The sequence below is a fragment of the Rosettibacter primus genome, from assembly GCF_036860675.1.
GTDB lineage: Bacteria > Bacteroidota > Ignavibacteria > Ignavibacteriales > Melioribacteraceae > Rosettibacter > Rosettibacter primus.
This window is the reverse complement of the sequence record NZ_JAYKGK010000001.1, coordinates 540,200-561,277: the sequence shown is the minus strand read 5'-3', so window position 1 is coordinate 561,277 and position 21,078 is coordinate 540,200. Positions and strand designations below refer to the sequence as shown.

Annotated in this window: 12 protein-coding genes; all 12 read left to right on the top strand. The window is 38.1% G+C overall.

Going from position 1 to position 21,078, the window contains the following annotated elements:
• Window positions 1-22 precede the first annotated feature (22 nt).
• The 12 genes from VJY32_RS02365 to VJY32_RS02310 all read left to right on the top strand — a co-directional run bounded on the left by VJY32_RS02365 (window position 23) and on the right by VJY32_RS02310 (window position 20,949).
• Window positions 23-1,228, top strand: a complete 1,206-nt coding sequence (locus VJY32_RS02365; protein ID WP_353676272.1) for a prolyl oligopeptidase family serine peptidase — start codon at window positions 23-25, stop codon at window positions 1,226-1,228.
• Window positions 1,229-1,313: 85 nt separating this feature from the next.
• Window positions 1,314-3,701: a glycoside hydrolase family 31 protein gene (locus VJY32_RS02360; RefSeq protein ID WP_353676271.1), complete on the top strand. Its 2,388-nt coding sequence runs from the start codon at window positions 1,314-1,316 to the stop codon at window positions 3,699-3,701.
• Between the two features lie 57 nt (window positions 3,702-3,758).
• Complete coding sequence (locus VJY32_RS02355; RefSeq protein ID WP_353676270.1) at window positions 3,759-4,934, top strand: alpha/beta hydrolase; 1,176 nt, start codon at window positions 3,759-3,761, stop codon at window positions 4,932-4,934.
• Between the two features lie 42 nt (window positions 4,935-4,976).
• Window positions 4,977-6,140 (top strand): alpha/beta hydrolase-fold protein, encoded by a 1,164-nt coding sequence (locus tag VJY32_RS02350; RefSeq protein WP_353676269.1) that lies wholly within the window; start codon window positions 4,977-4,979, stop codon window positions 6,138-6,140.
• A 206-nt stretch (window positions 6,141-6,346) separates the two neighbouring features.
• Complete coding sequence (locus tag VJY32_RS02345; protein ID WP_353676268.1) at window positions 6,347-7,741, top strand: family 43 glycosylhydrolase; 1,395 nt, start codon at window positions 6,347-6,349, stop codon at window positions 7,739-7,741.
• A 15-nt stretch (window positions 7,742-7,756) separates the two neighbouring features.
• Window positions 7,757-8,875 (top strand): glycoside hydrolase family 43 protein, encoded by a 1,119-nt coding sequence (locus VJY32_RS02340; RefSeq protein WP_353676267.1) that lies wholly within the window; start codon window positions 7,757-7,759, stop codon window positions 8,873-8,875.
• An 81-nt stretch (window positions 8,876-8,956) separates the two neighbouring features.
• Window positions 8,957-11,374, top strand: coding sequence for an alpha-L-fucosidase (locus VJY32_RS02335; protein WP_353676266.1), 2,418 nt, complete (start codon window positions 8,957-8,959; stop codon window positions 11,372-11,374).
• Between the two features lie 53 nt (window positions 11,375-11,427).
• Window positions 11,428-13,854 carry an alpha-L-arabinofuranosidase family protein gene (locus VJY32_RS02330; protein ID WP_353676265.1) on the top strand — a complete coding sequence of 809 codons (2,427 nt, stop codon included), beginning with the start codon at window positions 11,428-11,430 and terminating at the stop codon, window positions 13,852-13,854.
• 59 nt (window positions 13,855-13,913) lie between these two features.
• Window positions 13,914-15,071: an alpha/beta hydrolase-fold protein gene (locus VJY32_RS02325; protein ID WP_353676264.1), complete on the top strand. Its 1,158-nt coding sequence runs from the start codon at window positions 13,914-13,916 to the stop codon at window positions 15,069-15,071.
• A 90-nt stretch (window positions 15,072-15,161) separates the two neighbouring features.
• On the top strand, window positions 15,162-16,559 hold the full coding sequence (locus VJY32_RS02320; RefSeq protein WP_353676413.1) for a DUF1593 domain-containing protein: 1,398 nt from the start codon (window positions 15,162-15,164) through the stop codon (window positions 16,557-16,559).
• A gap of 59 nt (window positions 16,560-16,618) precedes the next feature.
• Window positions 16,619-18,142, top strand: coding sequence for an alpha-L-arabinofuranosidase family protein (locus VJY32_RS02315; protein ID WP_353676263.1), 1,524 nt, complete (start codon window positions 16,619-16,621; stop codon window positions 18,140-18,142).
• 20 nt (window positions 18,143-18,162) lie between these two features.
• Window positions 18,163-20,949, top strand: a complete 2,787-nt coding sequence (locus VJY32_RS02310; protein WP_353676262.1) for a glycoside hydrolase family 3 protein — start codon at window positions 18,163-18,165, stop codon at window positions 20,947-20,949.
• The last annotated feature ends 129 nt before the right edge of the window (window positions 20,950-21,078 follow it).

Here is a 21,078-nt window from a genome sequence, read left to right as displayed (position 1 = left end):
ATTCAGAAAAAGGAAGTCAATAATGAAGTACATTAGCTTAACTATTGCTTTGCTTCTTGGCTCGTTTAATTCATTTAGCCAATCCTATTCGAAAAGCTGGAAGGATATAAATTATGCTGGCGATGCGATGGTCTATCACAGACTAGATATCTATCTTCCACAAGTTGAAAAATCAGCCTATCCGGTTGTGGTTGCCATTTATGGAAGTGCATGGTTCGGGAATAATTTGAAAGAATCTGCTTTTTCAACGTTGGGGAAAGCGTTGCTCGATGCAGGTTTTGCTGTGGTTACCCCAAATCATCGTTCGAGCTACGATGCAAAATATCCAGCACAAATTCATGATATTAAAGCTGTGATTCGATTCATCAGAGCAAATGCAAGCCAATATCAGCTTGATACATCATTTATTGGAATCACTGGCTTTTCATCGGGCGGACATCTTGCTGCTTTGGCAGGGACTTCCAGAGGAGTCAAAGAATATACTATAGGCTCTGTGACAATGGACATCGAAGGTAATGTTGGTCAGCATACATCATACTCGAGTTCAGTGGATGCTGTTGTCGATTGGTTTGGTCCTACGGATTTGTTGAAGATGGATTCTTGTGAAACATCCAGCATGATAGATCATAATTCTGCTACTGCACCCGAAGCAGTTCTCATTGGCGGGCCGGTTCAGGAGAATAAAGAGAAAGCAACACTGGCGAATCCAATTACCTATGTCGATGCCAATGATCCGCCTTTCCTTATCTTTCATGGCGATAAAGATCCGTTGGTTTCGTATTGTCAGAGCGTGATGCTTTTTCGTGCGCTTCAGAATGCTGGGGTACCAAGCCAGTTTGTTCTGGTTCCAGGTGGTCAACATGGTCCCGGCGTATTTGAGGATAAGTACTTTAAAATGATGACAGATTTTTTCCTCCAGCAATTGGAAGTTACACAGGTAGGTAAAATAGATAAAAAAGATGAGATAAAGTTTTCTGTTTCTCAGAATTACCCGAATCCATTTAACTCAACAACAACAATTACTTTCACGCTTCCGAAGAAATCGTTTGTTACTTTAACCGTGTTTGATTCTTTAGGCCGAGAAATTGCCAAACTCGTTTCTGAGGAGCTGGGCCCGGGCACTTATACGCGTCAGTGGAATCCAGGAAATCTTTCAAGCGGAACCTATTTTTTCCGTTTGGAAACTGGATCCTGTGTCGAAACGAAGAAACTTGTTTTGCTCAAGTGATAAGGAATTAGGCATAGAAATGAATACGCAATTTAGAATAATGTTAAGAAGTGTTTAAACCTAATTTAAATAGGTAGGAGAGTATATGAAAATAAGATTTTTTATATGCCTTGTAATCAGTTTTGCCTTTTTCATTAACTTGAATGCTCAATCGTATCGAGAAACAGAACTTGGTATAAAGGCAGTTGTTGATTCGATTGAAATTGAAATTCAATTTTATAATCCATCCACAGTCAGGATGATAAAATATCCTACAGGACACAAATTTCAAAAGAAAAGTCTTTCAGTTATTGCGATTCCTAGAAAAGTTCCATTTACTAAGGAGGAATCTGATTATAAGTTAACCGTAAAAACCAAAACCATTCAGGTTTGTCTTGATCTTCTTGATGGAAGTGTTTCCTTTTATGGAGTAAGTGGTAAATTGCTTTTATCTGAAAAATCGAGAAGTGCAACATTTACGGATTTTAATGATGCAGGGAATAAAACCTATAGTGTATCTCAATCTTTTGTCCTGGAAAATAACGAAGCGATTTATGGACTGGGTCAACAGCAGGATGGCAAGCTCAATCGCCGTAACATCAGATTACGCATGATACAGGGAAACACAGACGATTATGTTCCGTTTTTTGTATCTAGCAAAGGATATGGTTTGTTCTGGGATAATTATTCGCCAACAATATTTTCCGATACGCTAAATGAAACTCTGTTTGCTTCAGAGGTGGGCGAATGTATCGATTATTACTTTATGTATGGAGGTAATGCAGATGGTGTGATTGCGCAAATGCGTGAACTGACAGGCAAAGCGCCGATGTTTCCGCTCTGGACTTTCGGTTACTGGCAGAGCAAGGAACGCTACAAGAGTCAGGATGAAATTGTAGGTGTTGTTAAAAAATACCGTGAGTTAGGTGTCCCACTTGACGGTATTATTCAAGATTGGCAATACTGGGGGAATAATTATCTCTGGAACGCCATGGAATTTTTAAACGCTGAATTTTACGATCCGCAAAAAATGGTTGACGACATTCACAGAATGAATGCTCATATCATTATTTCTATCTGGAATTCATTCGGTCCGCATACAAAACAGTATAAAGAATTAAGCGAAATAAATGCTTTAATGGATTTTATTACCTGGCCTGAATCTGGTTCGGATAAATGGCCTCCACGACTTGATTATCCCTCAGGAGTCAGAGTGTATGATCCGTTTAATCCGCAGGCTCGTGATATATTCTGGAAATACCTAAAAAGCGGACTATTTTCGCTCGGCATAGATGGTTGGTGGCTTGATTCCTCAGAGCCTGATCATCTTCAATACAAAGAGAGCGATTTAGATAATAAAACGTTCTTAGGATCATTCAGAAAAGTCCGTAATGCTTTTCCTTTGATGTCGGTTCGTGGCATCTATGAACATCAAAGAACAGAAACTCAGGAAAAGCGTGTTTTCATTTTGACACGTTCTGCGTTTGCTGGTCAACAGCGTTACGGTTCAGTTGTGTGGTCTGGTGATGTGATTGCCTCTTGGGAGGCATTGCGAGCTCAGATTCCCGCTGGCTTGAATTTTTCACTGTCGGGCATCCCTTACTGGAATTCCGACATCGGTGGCTTCTTCCTCTGGAATTTTCCGAAGAAACTGGAGGATCCTAACTATCGTGAGCTGTATGTTCGCTGGTTGCAATTTGGGGCTCTCTGTCCAATGATGCGTTCGCATGGTACTGATGCACCACGCGAAATTTATCAGTTTGGCAAAAAAGGCGAACCTATTTACGATGCAATTGAGAAGTTTATTCAGTTGAGATATCGGTTCTTGCCTTACATTTATTCGACTGCATGGGATGTGACAGCAAACTATTCAACCATGATGCGCGCCCTGATGCTGGATTTCCCAGATGATCCAAAGGTGCTCGATATTAACGATGAATATATGTTTGGAAAGTCAGTCCTTGTCTGTCCTGTCACAGAACCGATGTATTCGAATGAGGATTTTGCCAATGTCAAATCAAAGAAGCTTTATTTGCCACAAGGTGTAGTTTGGTACGATTTCTGGACAGGCGATAGATTTCAAGGTGGACAGACTGTTGCAAAAGAAACACCAATTGATATTATCCCATTATATGTAAAAGCCGGTACTATTTTACCTATTGGGCCCAATGTTCAATATGCTACTGAGAAAAAATGGGATACTCTTGAAATCCGTATTTACCGAGGGGCAGATGGTGAGTTCACGTTGTATGAGGATGAAGGCAATAATTACAACTACGAAAAAGGATTATATTCGGAGATTAGATTTCAATGGAATGATAGAGAAAAGAGTTTAATCATCCATGATAGAAAAGGTTCTTTCCCGGGAATGATTAAAACAAGGACTTTTAGAATTATACTTGTATCACCAGGACATGGAATCGGGTGTGAAGAAGCAATTCATACAGATAAACAAATTGTGTATAAAGGGAAAAAAGAGAAGATCTATTTTTGATAGATATTCAACAATATAATTCACAACAAACATAAATAATTGCAAGGAGGAATTTACATGAGGTACAAACGATGTATTGTGTGGCTGGTTGCTTCTTTAATCAGTGGTGTCTGTTTTGCGCAGACGAGTAAAACGGTAATTGAGGATTTCAAACCTGCATCGACGAATCAACCAGGTAGAGAGTATCCGCAGGTGAATTCTGAAGGACGGGTGCGTGTTAGGATCTCAGCTCCTGAGGCAAAACGAGTTCAATTGGACATAAGCGCTGTGAAATACGATTTGGTAAAAGATACAAGCGGTGTTTGGACGGGTGAATCAGATCCGCAGGATGAAGGTTTTCATTATTACCAGCTCTGGATAGACGGAGCAGCGGTGCCCGATCCAAATAGCTTGTACTTTTACGGAGCAAGTCGATGGGGCAGTGGTATTGAAGTACCAGCCAAAGATCAAGATTTCTATGCACTGAAAAATGTTCCGCACGGCGAAGTGCGTCAGCATTTGTATTATTCAAAGGTTAATAATACCATTCGGCGTTGTTTTGTTTACACACCACCTGACTATGACAAAGATCTAACCAAACGGTATCCTGTTCTTTATCTCCAACATGGAGGTGGAGAAGATGAGACAGGCTGGTCCAATCAAGGGAAAGTGAACCTTATCATGGATAACTTAATTGCGGAAGGTAAAGCAGTGCCCTTCATTATTGTGATGGACAATGGAACGTGGACCTGGCCAGAAGGAGTTCCAAGGCCAAAGCCCGGAGAACGTCCGAGCGGTCCATGGCCACCAAAAGGCTGGGCAGACAATTTCATGAATACGTTACTGAACGATATTATCCCAATGATTGATGCAAATTATCGTACCTTGGCTGATGCAAAGTATCGAGCCATGGCGGGATTGTCTATGGGTGGCATGCAAACCCGAGTTATTACTCTTGCACATCCCGAAGTATTTTCCTATGTCGGTATCTTTAGCGGTGGCAGTATTAGTCTTGAGGATATAAACAACAATCCAACTTTTAAAGAGAAAATAAAACTTGTATTTGTGGGTTATGGCAGTAAAGAATTGGAAAGTAGAAGATTCAATTTTGGTGGAGATCCTAAAGAACATATTGAGGCAATCAAAAAGGCAGGTATGAATGCGCATTTTTATGTTTCACCAAATACACATCATGAGTGGCATACATGGCGAAGGAGTTTCTATCAATTTGCACAGCTTTTGTTCAAGGACTAAGGATAATTTTAACAGCATTAATTCAGACAAGGAGATCGAAGAATGAAACGGTATCATATTTTTATAGTAATATTGACGTTGGTTGGAGCAATTTCACCGTGTCTATCGCAGACGTTACAAGTCACAATTAAAGAAGATTTTAAACCTTCAGTGTTGAATCAACCAGGTCAAGAATATCCACAAGTAAATTCGCAAGGCTATGCCCGGTTTCGAATTTACGCACCACAGGCCCAAAGTGTTAAGGTGAGTTTAGGTGGACGTGAAGGTACAACTCTCACAAAAACCGAAGATGGCTTTTGGATTGGTACGACCGCCGAACCGTTGGATGAAGGATTCCACTACTACCGTCTTATAGTTGATGGTGGGACATTCAATGATCCTGGAACATTGAATTTTTACGGTTCCTGTAGATGGGAGAGTGGAATTGAGGTGCCTGCTTTCGATCAGGATTTTTATGCACTTAAAGATGTTCCGCATGGTCGTGTTCAGCAGGTTCTTTTTCCATCCAAGAGTACGAACAGCATTCGTCGTGCTTTTGTTTACACTCCACCAGATTATGACAAAAATACAAAAAAACGTTATCCTGTGCTTTATCTACAGCACGGTTGGGGCGAGGACGAAACTGCATGGTGGAATCAAGGACACGCCAATCTCATCATGGATAACTTGATTGCTGAAGGTAAGGTAAAGCCGTTTATCATTGTGATGACGTACGGAATGACCAATGAAGTCAAGTTTGGTGAGCTCCGGAAGTTCGACATAAAGCCATTCCAGACAGTTCTTGTGGATGAACTTATTCCGTATATTGACGAAAATTTCCGTACACTTTCTGACCGAAAACACCGTGCAATGGCTGGTTTATCTATGGGGAGTATGGAAACAAAAATGATTACATTAGCCAATATCGATAAATTTTCATACATCGGCCTGTTTAGTGGTGCCTCCATATCGATGAATGATGTCAATAGCGTTCCCGGTTTCAAAGATAAAGTGAAACTTGTTTTTGTAAGCTATGGTAGTAAAGAAATTGATTGGATGGTACAGCGAGGAAGAGAATTGACTGGAGGCGATCCCCGGGAAAATGTTGAAGATTTAAAGAAGGCTGGTATTAATTGCGTGCTTTATATTTCGCCCAATACAGCGCATGAATTTTTAACATGGCGAAGAAGCCTGCGTGAGTTTGCAATGCTGTTGTTTAAGGACTAAGTTAAAAATGTAAAAAGGTGTGCTCGTTGAAAGAATCACATATTTGCTGTTGGGGATATGACGGCGAGGCAATCTTTAGTTTGCATTTAAATAGAGATAGCCTCGCTACTTTTGAATTTGTAAAGAGAGTTTTCAAAGAAAGTAAAAAAGAAATTGTTGACATTATAAAAAGCTAATCGTTAAATTCAATTAACAAAATCCAGAAAATGAAAATCAAGTCGAAAATAAAAATTAATTTAGAAAACCAGAAAAATTGGTTAAAATACATTTTTTCTTTAATTTCTCTTTTGCATTTATTTGTTGTTCCAAGTGAGGCCCAAAATCCAATCATTCATAACCAATTTACTGCTGATCCATCTGCAAGAATTTTCAATGGCAGGGTGTATGTGTTCCCTTCTCATGACATCCCTGTGCCCGAAGGGAAAAATCTCCGCAAAGATTGGTTTTGCATGGAGGATTATCATGTTTTCTCATCAGAGAATCTTGTGGATTGGATAGATCACGGGAAAATACTATCGCAATACGACGTGCCATGGGTTGATACCAATACGTACAGTATGTGGGCACCTGACTGTATCGAACGAAATGGGAAATATTATTTTTATTTTCCGGCAATTTGTAATAAGCCAGACTCAGTAGGGAGAAGGCTTTTTTCAATTGGTGTAGCAATAGCAGATAAACCAGAAGGACCTTACACGCCCCTACCAGAACCCATCAAAGGAGTCAGAGGAATTGATCCGAATGTTTTCATCGACAAAGATGGACAGGCATATCTCTATTGGTCATTGAGGCACATCTTCGTTGCAAAATTGAAAGAGAATATGATAGAACTTGATTCTGAACCTCAGATCATAGCAAACTTGCCTGAAAAAGGACTAAAAGAAGGTCCGTGGGTTTTCGAGAGAAATGGAATTTATTACCTGACTTTCCCCCACGTGGAAAATGATAGGGAGCGACTTGAATATGCAATGGGACCCCATCCAATGGGACCTTTCACGATGACTGGAGTGATTATGGACGAATCACCTACGTGCTGGACAAATCATCATTCTATTATTGAATATAAAGGTCAGTGGTATTTGTTCTATCATCAGAGTTATCTTTCCCCACACTTCGATAAAAACAGATCTGCTTGTATTGATAGCCTTTTTTTTAACGAGGATGGAACAATATGCAAAGTGAAACCAACCTATAGAGGTGTTGGAATCACTGATGCAACAAAGAAAATAGAAATTGATCGTTACAGCCAAATAAGCAATGAAGGTGTGACGATTGATTTTATTGATACGACAAATACTTTCCATGGATGGAAAACAATTTTTTCCAAGGAAGGCGCGTGGGTTCAATATAACGCTGTGGATTTCGGAAAAGCGGATTTGAGCAATGTTGTTGTAAATGCATATTCAGAAAAAGGTGGACTTGTGGAAATACGATTAGATAGTCAAAAGAATCAGCCGATAGCAAAAATTGCTATACCGCCAGGAAAAAGATGGCAGGTTGTTAAATCAAATTTGATCGAAGTTCAACCAGGTATTCACAATATCATTGTGACATCAGACGAAAATAAAAAAGTTGAAGTTGACTGGTTGCGTTTTGAATAAATGGAGAGACCATAAATGAAATGTAAACGTATTTTCTCATTTCTAATTCTGTGGTATGGCTTCTTGCAATTATGTGTTGCTCAACCTGACGAGATCAGGTCAGAGAAGAAAGTGTTTTGTTATACGAATCCGATAACAAGAGATACATCACTTTCCATGAGAGACTATTTTATTATTAAAGTTGGAAGCAAATGGTACTGTACAGGCACTTCTCATCCCGTATGGACAGGTCCCAATCCAGGAGTACGCTTATTGGTATCCGATGATTTAATCCATTGGAAACATCATTCGTGGATTATTGATGCTTCCAAACTTCCTGCCGATTGTCCATACAACGGCAGATTCTGGGCGCCTGAAATTCATTTCATGAAAAATAAATACTGGCTAACCGTAAATAGTGGGAAAGTTACTCCTGAAGATCCCAGCGGAATGAATACACATAGCATCTGGCTTTTTTCCTCCGATAGTATAACAGGGCCGTATAAACTTGTTAATGGACCTCTTACACAACAATATAATAACGATGCTACTTTATTTGAAGACGAAGACGGAAGAACATATTTATATTGCAGTGGAAATGGGTTATTTCAGGCAGAAATAGATTTAGAAAATGGTAAACTGATCACTCCCATTCAAAAATTTTTAGATAAAAGAAGCCCAGGGAATCCTGATTGGCTTATTGGCGGTATTGAAGCCCCGTTTGTAGTAAAGAAAGACAGCACTTACTTTATGTTTTTTTCCTCATGGACGCGGGGATATGAAGTAGGGTTGTTGAAAGCAAAATCACCTTTAGGCCCATGGGAATTTGCTACACGTGAACCAATATTTGGTGCAAGGAAAAAGAACTTTAGGCCAGAATTAGCCAAACAAGGAGGTTATGATCATTTACAGTTTCAGGATAGCGAAGATCCTTATTGCGAAGCCGGACATATTGCCATATTTGAAGGTCCAGATGGCAAACAATGGATTTCGTGCCATTATACTATTTGTAATGATCTGAGCGATTCAACTCTTTATGAACCAGAGTCATGGAAAAAGCTAGTCCCTCAAATGGGAATCGAACCTTTGCATTACAAGAATGGTATGTTCTACATCAATGGACCGACTTGGACAGAGCAATGCATTGAATATTGAAGTTATAACCATAACATTACTCTGAAAATGAATGCAATTAAATAATATTCTTAGTTATCTTTTTTAATTTGGAGAAAGCACATGAAGAAAACAAAGAAACTTTGTTCTCTCCTACTTCTTTTTTATGTCCATCTTGTTTCTCAACCATCGAATCAATTTGTTAATACAACTTGGTATTATCAGCCAACATTCGAATCGTTAGAGAAAGTAAATCCAGTTCCCGAATGGTTCAAAGATGCAAAGTTTGGCATTTATTTTCATTGGGGTGTTTATTCAGTGCCAGCCTTTGCAAATGAATGGTATCCAAGAAGTATGTATATTCAAGGCTCTGCCGAAAATAAACATCATAAAGAAAAGTACGGTGATATTAGCGAGTGGCCATATCATTACTTTATTTTGGGAGCAAAAGATAAACAGGGCAATTTTGTTCAATTTGCACCGAAACTGAAATCAGAAGGTGGCAATTTCGATCCAGAAGAATGGGCACAATTATTTGCCGATGCTGGTGCCAAATTTGCCGGGCCCGTAGCTGAACACCACGATGGCTTTTCCATGTGGGCAAGCAACGTGAATCCCTGGAACGCAAAAGAGATGGGTCCAAAACTCGATTTGGTAGAACTCCTGGCAGAAGCTATCCGTAAAAGAAACATGAAACTGTTCCTTTCTATGCATCATGCTTATAACATAACAGGTTACTACGATCCTGTTCCTAAAACAGACGACCCCAAGCTTCAAATACTCTACGGACAGCAGGGCAAAGAAAAAAACGAAGCTTTATGGTTAGCAAAACACAAAGAGATTATCGACAATTATAAGCCGGATATTCTTTATCAGGACTTTAATTTGCATGTGATTTCCCAGCCTATTCTTTTGGAATTTTTATCCTATTACTACAACAAAGCTATCGAATGGAACAAGCAAGTGGTTGCTACATTTAAAGATGGCTTAAATACAAAGTGCGCGTTATTAGATTACGAGCGAGGAGGTCCACGTGATCTTACCGATTACTACTGGCTTTCTGATGATGCCATCAGCGCTTCGAGCTGGTGCTATACTGAAGGATTGACGTATTACTCAGCCAAACAAATTCTTCATTCACTTATCGATAAAGTGAGCAAAAATGGAAATCTAATCCTCAATATTTCACCCAAAGCAGATGGCACTATACCTCAGGAACAAAAGGATATACTCTTGACCATTGGGAATTGGTTAAAAAAATACGGCGAAGCAATTTACTCCACGCGTGCATGGGAGATGTATGGCGAAGGTCCCACAAAAATGGGAGCTGCTCATGGGGTATTTTTAGCTCCAGCCCAAGGAACAGCACAAGACATTCGTTATACCCGCTCAAAGGATCACACAACACTTTATGCCATTCTCCTAGGCTGGGAGAAAAACCAGAAGCAAATAAAGCTCGCTCTCTTGGGTTCGGATAGGATTAACCTCAAAAATTTAAAGTCAGTTGTCATGTTGCAGAGTGAAGAGAATAAATACATTCCATTACAATTTAGGCAAACCCCGGATGGACTGATAATCGATTTGCCAGAAAATTGGTTCGATGAACTCGCCTATGTCATAAAATTCAACTTCGAAGGTCAAATCCCTCCGCTTGATAAATATGCCGAGTTTGATTGTACACCTCATTATTATCTCATTCCTCAAAGCAACGCAGGAAGTTTAGTGCTTGGTTCAGAACTCAAACTTACAACACAAAGAAAAAATACTGCAAACCAATGGAAATTAGAATCAGTCGGAAAGGGCATCTATAAAATTTCAAATCGGGCAGAAAAAAATAAAGTACTCCAGTGCGCTGCAGATGGCAAACAGCTGATGATTTCCGATTTTACAGGCAAAGACAATCAGCTCTGGAAGATCGACCACTCGTATCATGAGCTGCTGAAAATTACAAATAAAAAATTTCCAAATCTGATGCTATCCGTTAAAGCTTCCGTAGTGGATGGAGGAGAAGCAAACTTACTTGATTCAAAAGATGGTTCCTTTTTTGGTTGGAAGCTGCTGGAAGTATGTGAGCAAAAACAAGAGCCGTTTAAACAACACACAATTCCAGGTATGATTGAAGCAGAAGATTTTGATACTGGTTGTCCAGGGGATGCTTACTACGATAAAAATGATGCAAACGAAGGTGGGGAGTATCGATTCAAAGAAGGTGTTGATATCGAAAAATGCTCCGAGGGTGGTTACAATGTTGGGTGGATAAGCAAAGGAGAGTTTTTATCGTACACAGTCACTGTTCAAAAATCAGCAACCTATCAGGTTTCATTCTATGTGGCATCCGCTTTTGACAGTGGAAAGATGCATCTTGAATGCGCTGGGAAAGACATCACAGGCACTTTTTCAATTCCCAACACATCAGGATTTCAGAAGTGGGAGGTAATAAGGAAGGAAGTAAAACTCGATGCCGGAGAACATGTGCTCAGGCTCGTTTTTGATGGCGATTACTTTAATGTAGACAAAATGGTTTTTGAAGAAATAGAATAATATTTTATGAAACAGGTCTTGATAATATTCTTTATCTTAAAAAGGAGCGAACAATGAACGGAAAAAAACATTCAATGGTATTTTTGGTTTTATTTTCAATCATATTTTTTTCTAGTACACAAATAATTAATGCAAAAGAACCCAAAATCATTGTAGAAGTCGATAAGCCAGGTCATCGTATTCCTCCTACTTTGTTTGGAATTTTCTTTGAAGACATCAATCTTTCTGCTGATGGGGGGCTTTATCCTGAGATGGTTCGGAATCGGTCTTTCGAAGATGCAGACACGCTTCAGTTCTGGAAGTTCGAAAGTGTCGATGGAAAAAGTACAGCTTCTGTTATTACCGCAAATGTTCAGGCAAGACCACCCGTTCCACCACTTAATCCATTTAATCGAAAATCACTCCTTATTAAAGCAAATGGATCCTTTACATTAAAGAACGAAGGTTATTGGGGAATGAACCTGATTAAAGGTGATAGCTACACATTTAAGTTGTCTGCTCGTTCACCTGATAATTTCCAGGGTTCACTCATTGTTCGAATTGTAGCTCAAGATGGAAGTGTGTTGGCTTTGGGGGAAATAGAAGGTTTTGATGAGAATTGGAAGTACTATTCACTCAAATTAATCCCATCGAAAACCGATCCAAAAGCCCATTTAGAGATTTCATCGCAGGCAACTGGCAAGCTCTATTTGGACATGATTTCTTTGATGCCAGATAAAACTTGGAAGAATCATGGATTGCGCATTGACCTTGCGGAAGCATTGAATGCGTTGAAGCCTGGATTTTTACGTTTCCCTGGAGGTTGCTGGGTGGAAGGCGATGATTTCCTGCACATGAACAACTGGAAACATACAATAGGCAATATTGATACGCGCAGTTCCCTATGGAATTTGTGGGGCTACAATGCAACGAATGGTTTGGGGTTCCATGAATATTTGCAATTGGCAGAGGATCTTGGTGCTGAGCCTGTATTTTGCATTAATGCAGGTATATCTCACAAAGAAATTGTTCCTATGGATCAAATGGGACAATGGATACAGGATGCACTGGATGCGATTGAATATGCCAATGGGCCAATCACTTCAGTTTGGGGAAGTTTGCGTGCAAAGAATGGACATCCTGAACCGTTCAATCTAAAATTTATTGAAATCGGAAATGAGAATGGGCAGGAACCTTATGCTGAACGATGGGCGCTTTTTGTAAAAGCGATTCGTGAGAAATATCCTGAGATCCAAATCATAGCCAACGAGTGGGCAGGAAGCCATCCAACCGATCCAGTGCCTGACATAGTTGACGAGCACTATTACAGTAATCCCGACTGGTTCATATGGAATGCAAATCGATATGATAGCTATGACAGAAAAGGGCCAAAAATTTTTGTTGGTGAATATGCAGTGACACAAAATACTGGAAATGGCAACCTTCGAGGTGCTATCGGTGAAGCTGCTTTTATGATCGGAATGGAGCGCAATTCAGATGTAGTGGTCATGGCATCGTATGCTCCCCTTTTCTGCAATGTGAATCACAAATCGTGGCCAATCAATTTAATTAATTTCGATAGCTATCGTTGGTATGGACTTCCAAGCTATTATGTTCAACAAATGTTTGCCAATAATCAGGGCACGACTTTACTTCCGGTAACTATCGAGGATGCACCAGCGCTTGAGCCGCCTCACTCAAAAGGATGTATTGGACTGGGCACATGGAATAATGCGGCAGAATTTAAGGATCTCAAAGTTTGGACTCCTGACGGAAAGTTATTGTTTGAAACTGACTTCTCAGACATCGATGAATGGAGAAAAACCGGAAGAGGAGAATGGTCGGTTCAAAATGGTGTATTGCGACAATCAGCCATTGCTCCTCACGTTACTGCTTTTGTTGGCGATACAAACTGGAGCGATTACACGGTTACACTGAAAGCGCGCAAATTGTATGGGGAAAATGGTTTCCAGATTTATTTTCGTAACAGGAGCAATACAGAAAGGTTACGCTGGGATTTAGGCGGTTGGAATAACTCAGTTCACTACATGGAAATAGGAATCTACTCAAAAAGTATTAATGGCACTATTGAACCGAATCGATGGTATGATGTAAGAATAGAAATCCAAGGAAATACTGCAAAAGGTTACCTCGATGGAAAACTTGTTCAGGAATTATCCGATATACAAGCGAATACAAAGAGTCTATGTGCGAGTGCATCGTATGACGAAAGATCGGGTGATATTATTGTAAAAGTAGTCAATACTGCCAATAATCCTGTAAAAACCAAAATTGAACTAAAGGGTGCAAAAAATCTTTCGAATAGAGCGAAAGTTATTTTTCTAACTTCTAAAAGTCCATTGGATGAAAATTCACTTGAAGAACCTACTAAAGTTTTGCCAAAGACCGAAATGGTAAAATTATCGGGTACGGTTTTAAACCGAACTTTTCCTGGGAATTCATTAACTATTATTCGCATTCCGACTTTTGATGAAAAGTAATGGACTTTTTAAAACAAAAAACATTTTTATTATAGAAAGAAATTATTAAAGGAGTAAATATGAGTAATAGATTTCAATTTTGTGCTATAGTTGCTTTTGTGTGTTGTGGAATCTTTTTCATTAATGGTTACTCGCAAACAAATGAATATCCTCCGCCGCCTTCAGGATATGATTCATATAAACGCGACATTCCTCATGGTAAGATAACAACGATAATTTATTATTCAACAACAGTGGGTGTAAATAGGCAAGCTTTGATTTACACGCCACCCGACTATTCGCAAGATAAGAAATATAATGTGCTCTATTTGTTGCATGGCATTGGCGGTGATGAACGAGAATGGTACAATTATGGAAGCCCCCATATTATTCTCGACAACTTGTATGCGGAACAAAAACTCGAGCCAATGATCGTGGTACTTCCCAATGGCCGTGCAATGGCGAATGACGATCCAGTAGGAAATATATTTGACCCTGAAAAAATTAAAGCATTCGAGACTTTCGAATTCGATCTCCTGAATGACTTAATTCCGTTTATTGACTCGAATTATTCGGTTTTAACAGGTAGGGAAAGCCGGGCTATTGCGGGACTTTCAATGGGAGGTGGTCAAGCGCTTAATTTTGGGTTGGCTCATCTCGACACATTTGCTTGGGTAGGCGCATTTTCTCCTGCGCCAAACACAAAAGCACCCGCAACACTTGTCCCAAATCCTGCAGCTGTAAAAGACAGCATATTCAAACTCTGGATTTCTTGCGGGACCAATGATGGATTGCTTAACATCAGCCAAGGAGTCTATAACTATCTTACACAGCATAATGTACCACATATTTATAACTTGGTACAAGGTGCAGGGCATGATTGGACAGTATGGAAATATGGTCTTTATCACTTTTCTCAATTGATTTTTAAGCAAACATCTTCAGCCGTTGAAAGAAATAATGTAAGACCAATTATGAATTATGAGTTATCACAAAATTATCCCAATCCATTCAACTCGGTTACAAACATAAATTATAAATTGCCAGAAGCAGGCCATGTCACTATCAAAATTTATAACCTGCTCGGACAAGAAATTGCAACGCTTGTGAATGAATTCAAACCACAGGGTCATTATGAGATTCAGTTTGATGCTTCCAATCTGGCAAGTGGAATCTACCTATACAAAATGCAAGCTGGAATTTTTTCTGAAATAAAAAAATTTATGTTGATGAAATAAAAGTCCCAGTACATTAATCTTATAACTAATTATAGCACAGGGAGCTCAGTAACGATGAGAACAATTTTTACTTTAGTATTTCTTTGTCTGATGTTATCGTATCAATCTTCATTTCCACAACCCAGTCAAAAGCATCGGGCTATTATACTCACTGATATTGAAGCCGATCCTGATGATACGCAGTCGTTGGTAAGATTACTTTTATATTCGAATGAAATTGATATCAAAGGAATAATTGCTACCACCTCATGTTGGCTCAAAACAGAGGTACATCCCGAATCTATTAAGAAAATTATAAAAGCTTACGGGAAAGTGTATTCCAACCTTCTAAAACACGATCTCAATTTTCCCAGCGAAGAGACGCTTTTAAAATTGGTTAAGGTAGGCTTGCCTAGATACGGAATGCTGGCAGTAGGTGAGGGCAATGATTCAGAAGGTTCTGAATGGATCATTAAGACACTGGAAGAAAACGATGAACGGCCATTATGGATTTGCGTTTGGGGCGGTGTTAACACGCTCGCACAGGCATTGTATAAAATCAAAAATACAAAAACCGAAAAAGAAGCAAAGAGACTTATTGCAAAGCTCAGGGTTTATACCATATCCGATCAGGATGATAGCGGGATCTGGATTAGAAAAAATTTTCCTGATCTGTTTTACATTGTTAGTCCGGGCGATGACTATGGAAACGCAACCTGGAATGCAATAAATACTTTTGTTAAAGGAATAAATAACGAAACGATAAGTAATAGCTGGATATCACACAATATTCAACAGGGTCATGGACCTCTTGGCGCAGTATATCCAGACGTAGCCTATGGAATGGAAGGCGATACACCCTCATGGCTCTCATTAATACCCAACGGATTGAACGAGCCCGAACATCCAGATTGGGGAGGATGGGGTGGTCGCTATGAACTATATATGCCTGATTTTAAAAACATTAAAAAAGGAAGTTCTGGAGTTCCCATTGAACCTGAGACAAGAAAAATTTGGACAAATGCAGTCGATACTTATACTCCATACATCTTTAACGAGTATGGAAGAACGGTTCGAAGAGATACCATTACATTTACAGACAATAAAGTAACGCTGTGGCGATGGAGAGATGATTTTCAAAATGATTTTGCTGCACGCATGGATTTGTGTATAAAAAGTTACGAAGAAGCCAATCATCCACCTTTGCCTGTTTTGAATCATTCAGAAAGAATTACAGTAAAATCAGGTGAAGGTTTTAAACTGGATGCTTGTGGCTCGTATGATCCTGATGGAGATAATCTCAGTTATTTATGGTTCCATTATCCTGAGGCAGGCTCATATAAAAAATTGATTGAGATTAATTCAGCCGAGAATATCTGTCATGTTTGGGTAATCGCTCCAAAGGTTGAAAAGGAAGAAACCGCTCATTTTATTCTGAGAGTGACGGACAAGGGGAATCCTCCTTTATCACGATATAAAAGAGTGATAGTAAAAATTATGCCAAGATGAAAAAATTTCGTTGACAATGGTAACAAAGAAAAAATCATTAAGAAATAGGGAGACATACTATGAAAAAATTCATTATTGTTTCGTTAGTGCTATTTTCATCATTATTTGCTCAAACAGCAAAAATCAAGATTGATATCGATAGAAAGATTGGTGAAATCGATCCCAAAATTTACGGTGTGTTTATGGAACCTATTAACTTCAGTGGGAGGCGAATGGGATTACCTGACACTGTTTTTTTCAGCACATTGTATGGCAATTTATATGATCCCAAATCCCCGCTTGCTGATGAGAACGGTTTTCGTAAAGATTACATAGAAGCAATGCGTGAATTGAAAATCACGAACATCCGCTGGCCAGGCGGCAATTTTGTTATGGGCTATAACTGGAAGGATGGTATAGGTCCAAAAGACCAACGCCCAGTGAAAATCAATTTAGCCTGGGGAGGTTTGGAAACCAATCAAGTAGGCACGGATGAATGGATTGCTTTAAACAAAGCCATTGGGAGTGAAAATGTCATTTGCGTCAATTTGGGTCTTGCCACAATCATGGATGCATGTGAGTGGGTTGAATACTGTAACTATCCAAAAGGGACTTATTATTCTGACCTTCGGGCAAAAAACGGGCATCCTGAACCCTATCGGGTCAAAATATGGGGCTTAGGAAATGAAGTAGATGGCGCTCCGTGGGAACTTGGGCATAAAAATGCAGATGATTATGTCAAAATTGCACGAGAAGCAGTTAAAGCGATGAGATCGGTAGATAAATCAATACAATTTGTTGCCTCTGGTTCATCATACTACGAACCCACGAATCAGTGGATTGAATGGAACTGGAAGGTGCTGACGGGACTTGGTGATGTAATCGATTTCATTTCCATTCATCGCTATTGGGAAAGATCGGATGAGTATTATACGTTCATGGGACAAAGTGCGATGGATTTTGAAGAGAAGATCAGAGTAACAGCTTCTCTCATCGATGCTGCAAAAGTCATGAAGGGATTCAAAAATCCAATTACCATTGCAGTGGATGAATGGGGTATTTTCGGAAGAAATTTCTTAACAGTTCTTCCAATAGCGCAATGCTTGAACTCTTTTATAAGACATGCTGATATCGTGAAGATGGCTAACTTTACGATGCTTACCTCGCTTTTGGGAAGTGACAGAGAAAAAGGTACTTTCAAAACACCACTGTTCTATACATTCAAATTATTTTCAAACAATTGTCTTGGATATTCTATTGACACGTACGTAGAATGTGATACATTTAATACAGAAAAAAATAAAGGTATACCTTACCTTGATGTTACAACTGTATTTAACAAAGAACATAATGCAATTTATATTAATGTTGTTAACAGACATAAAGATAAAGCTATTACTGCTGATATCATTAATAATTCAGGTTTGTTTAAAGGTAAAGCAGAAGCTGCAATAATTAATTTTGATTCTCTCGAAGAAGCTTTTACTTTTGATAAGCAAAAAGATTATTTACCAATATATAAAGAAATCAAAATAAATGGAAATAAAATCACTTATTCATTTCCAGCACATTCTTTTGTTCAAATAGTTATAAAGAATATATAAAAATTATTGGAGATGGTTTTATGAATAGCAAAACAATACAAAAGTTAGCTACTGCATTAATATTTCTATTTATAATTTACAATCCAATTTTTAGCCAGGATATATCAATTAATGCTGGTAGCAATCAAATTATTAATTGGGAAAAGACTCACTCAACTTTGTTAAAAGGAAGTGTCTTACCAAAAGATTTGAGAGTTGAATGGACTTGTCCACAGAATTTAGAAGTTGTATTTAAAAATCCGTACAACTTAGAAACTGAAGTTATATTTCCACGGCCAGGTTATTATTTAATTTATCTTTCAGCAAAAGATGTATCAGGAAAAGAATTATTAAAAAGTTCTGTAGTAGTAAATGTTTTTAAACCAAATTCTTATAAAGAAAGACTTTCTGATTTAATAAATTTAATGACTATTGATGAAAAGATTTCACAATTAGTAAATGAAGCAGATGCAATTCCACGATTAGGAATTCCTAAATATAATTACTGGAATGAAGCATTGCATGGGGTCTTAGCAAGTGGAACTACTTCCTTCCCTCAAGCAATTGCACTTGGAGCAACTTGGGACCCAGAACTAATTTATCGTGTAGCTTCTGTTATATCAGATGAAGCACGAGCTTTGAATTCAATTATTGGTAAAGGCTTAACTTATTGGAGTCCAACAATTAACATTGCTAGAGACCCAAGATGGGGACGCAATGAAGAATCTTATAGTGAAGACCCATATTTGCTTTCTCGAATGGCTGTAGCTTTTGTAAAAGGCATGCAGGGAGACCATCCTTATTATTTAAAAACAGTTTCTACTCCTAAACATTTTATTGCAAATAATGAGGAGGAAAGACGACACACAGGTTCTTCAGATGTTGATATGCGTAGTTTGTATGAATATTATATTCCAGCTTTTCGCGCATCAATTGTTGAAGGTAAAGCTTATTCAATAATGGGAGCTTACAATGAACTTAATCAAGTTCCTTGTAACGCAAATATCTTTTTAATGACTGACCTTTTAAGACGCAACTGGGGATTTGAAGGATTTGTTGTATCAGACTGTGGTGCAATTTCAGATATGTTGTATGGACATAAATTCTTTAATACAGGAGCTGAAGCAGTTGCAAGAAGTTTAACTGCTGGCTGCGATTTAAGTTGTGGCAATGAATACAAAAGATATCTTAAAGAAGCTTTAGATAAAGGATTAATTGATGAAAAAGATATTAACATTGCAGTAGAGAGAGTTCTTTCTGCTCGATTTAGATTAGGTGAATTTGATCCTCCTGAATATGTACCTTATAGTACTATTTCAAAAGATAAATTGGATAGTGAAGAGAACCGGAAACTTGCACTCGAAGCAGCTCAGAAATCAATTGTTCTTCTTAAAAATTATGGAATATTACCTTTAAATAATAAAAAAGTAAAATCAATAGCAGTGATTGGTCCCAATGCCGATGTAGCTCAATTAGGAATTTATAGTGGGTTCCCAAATATTCTAGTAAGTCCATTAGATGGTATAAAAAAGAAAGCATCATTACATGGAATAAAGGTAGAATATGTGAAAGGATGTGATATTGGTGGTGGATTATTAAGACCAATAGAAGAAGAATATTTTTCAATTGTTGAAGGAACAAATAAAAGAGGAATGAAAGGAGAATATTTCGATAATATGAATTTGTCAGGTAAACCTGTTCTTACAAGAATTGACTCATTAATAGATTTTAATTTTGGTACTAATTCTCCTGCCCCTGGTATTCCAGAAGACCAATTTTCAGTCAGATGGTCAGGCAAAATAATTCCACCTGATACAATTTATCATATAGGGACAAGTTGTGATGATGGAACACGACTTTATTTAGATGGGAAATTAATAATTGATGATTGGACAGAACATGGAGAAAAACCAATCAGTGCTGAAGTCAAATTAATTCCAGGTAAAGAATATAATATAGTATTAGAATATTTTGATAATACTTTAGGAGCTACAGCAAGATTAACTTGGGATTTAGGCCAAAAAGATTTTCACAAAGCTAAGGAAGTTGCTGCAAAAAATGATGTTGTTATTCTTGTTCTTGGAATTTCACCAGGTATTTCGCAGGAAGAATTGGATAGAAAAGAAATTGAATTACCGCAAGTTCAAAGAGATTTGATTAATGAAGTTGCATCGGTTAATAAAAATATTATTATTGTTCTAGTTAATGGTGGACCCTTGGCTTTAGCAGGAACTGAATCTAAAGCAAAAGCAATTATTGAAGCTTGGTATAGTGGAGAAATAGGAGGTAATGCAATTGCAGATGTTTTATTTGGGGATGTTAATCCAGGTGGTAAATTACCCGTAACATTTTATGCTTCAACAAATCAACTTCCACCAATGTGGGATTATGACTTAATTAATAATCCGCGCACTTATATGTATTTTGATAAACCTGTTCTTTATCCATTTGGCCATGGACTTTCATACACAAAGTTCGAGTACAGTAATTTGAAATTTAATTCTGACAGTATCAAAAGAAATGATGAATTAGAGCTTCAATTTACAATCAAAAATATAGGTGATATGAAAGGTGATGAGGTTGTTCAAGTGTATGCTCGTGCAATAAATGCAAATTTCAAAGTTCCAATCAAGCAATTAAAGCGTTTCCAGAGAATTACATTAGAACCAGGAGAGAGTAAAATTCTTACATTCAAAATCCCTGCTTCTGAATTTTCCTTTTATTGTAACAGAACAAATGATTTTTCAATTTATTCGGGCAAATGGGAAATTCTTGTTGGCAGTTCATCGCAGGATATTCGTTTGAATAAAATATTTTCGATAGAATAAAAAAATTTATTAATTAATAAAAGAAATTATAACATTAGATGATGAATTTTTATATAGTTCATTGTGTTGTTCTTATAGATTATAAAATGATAAAATTCATTTTTATAATGATGATTTTATTATGAATTA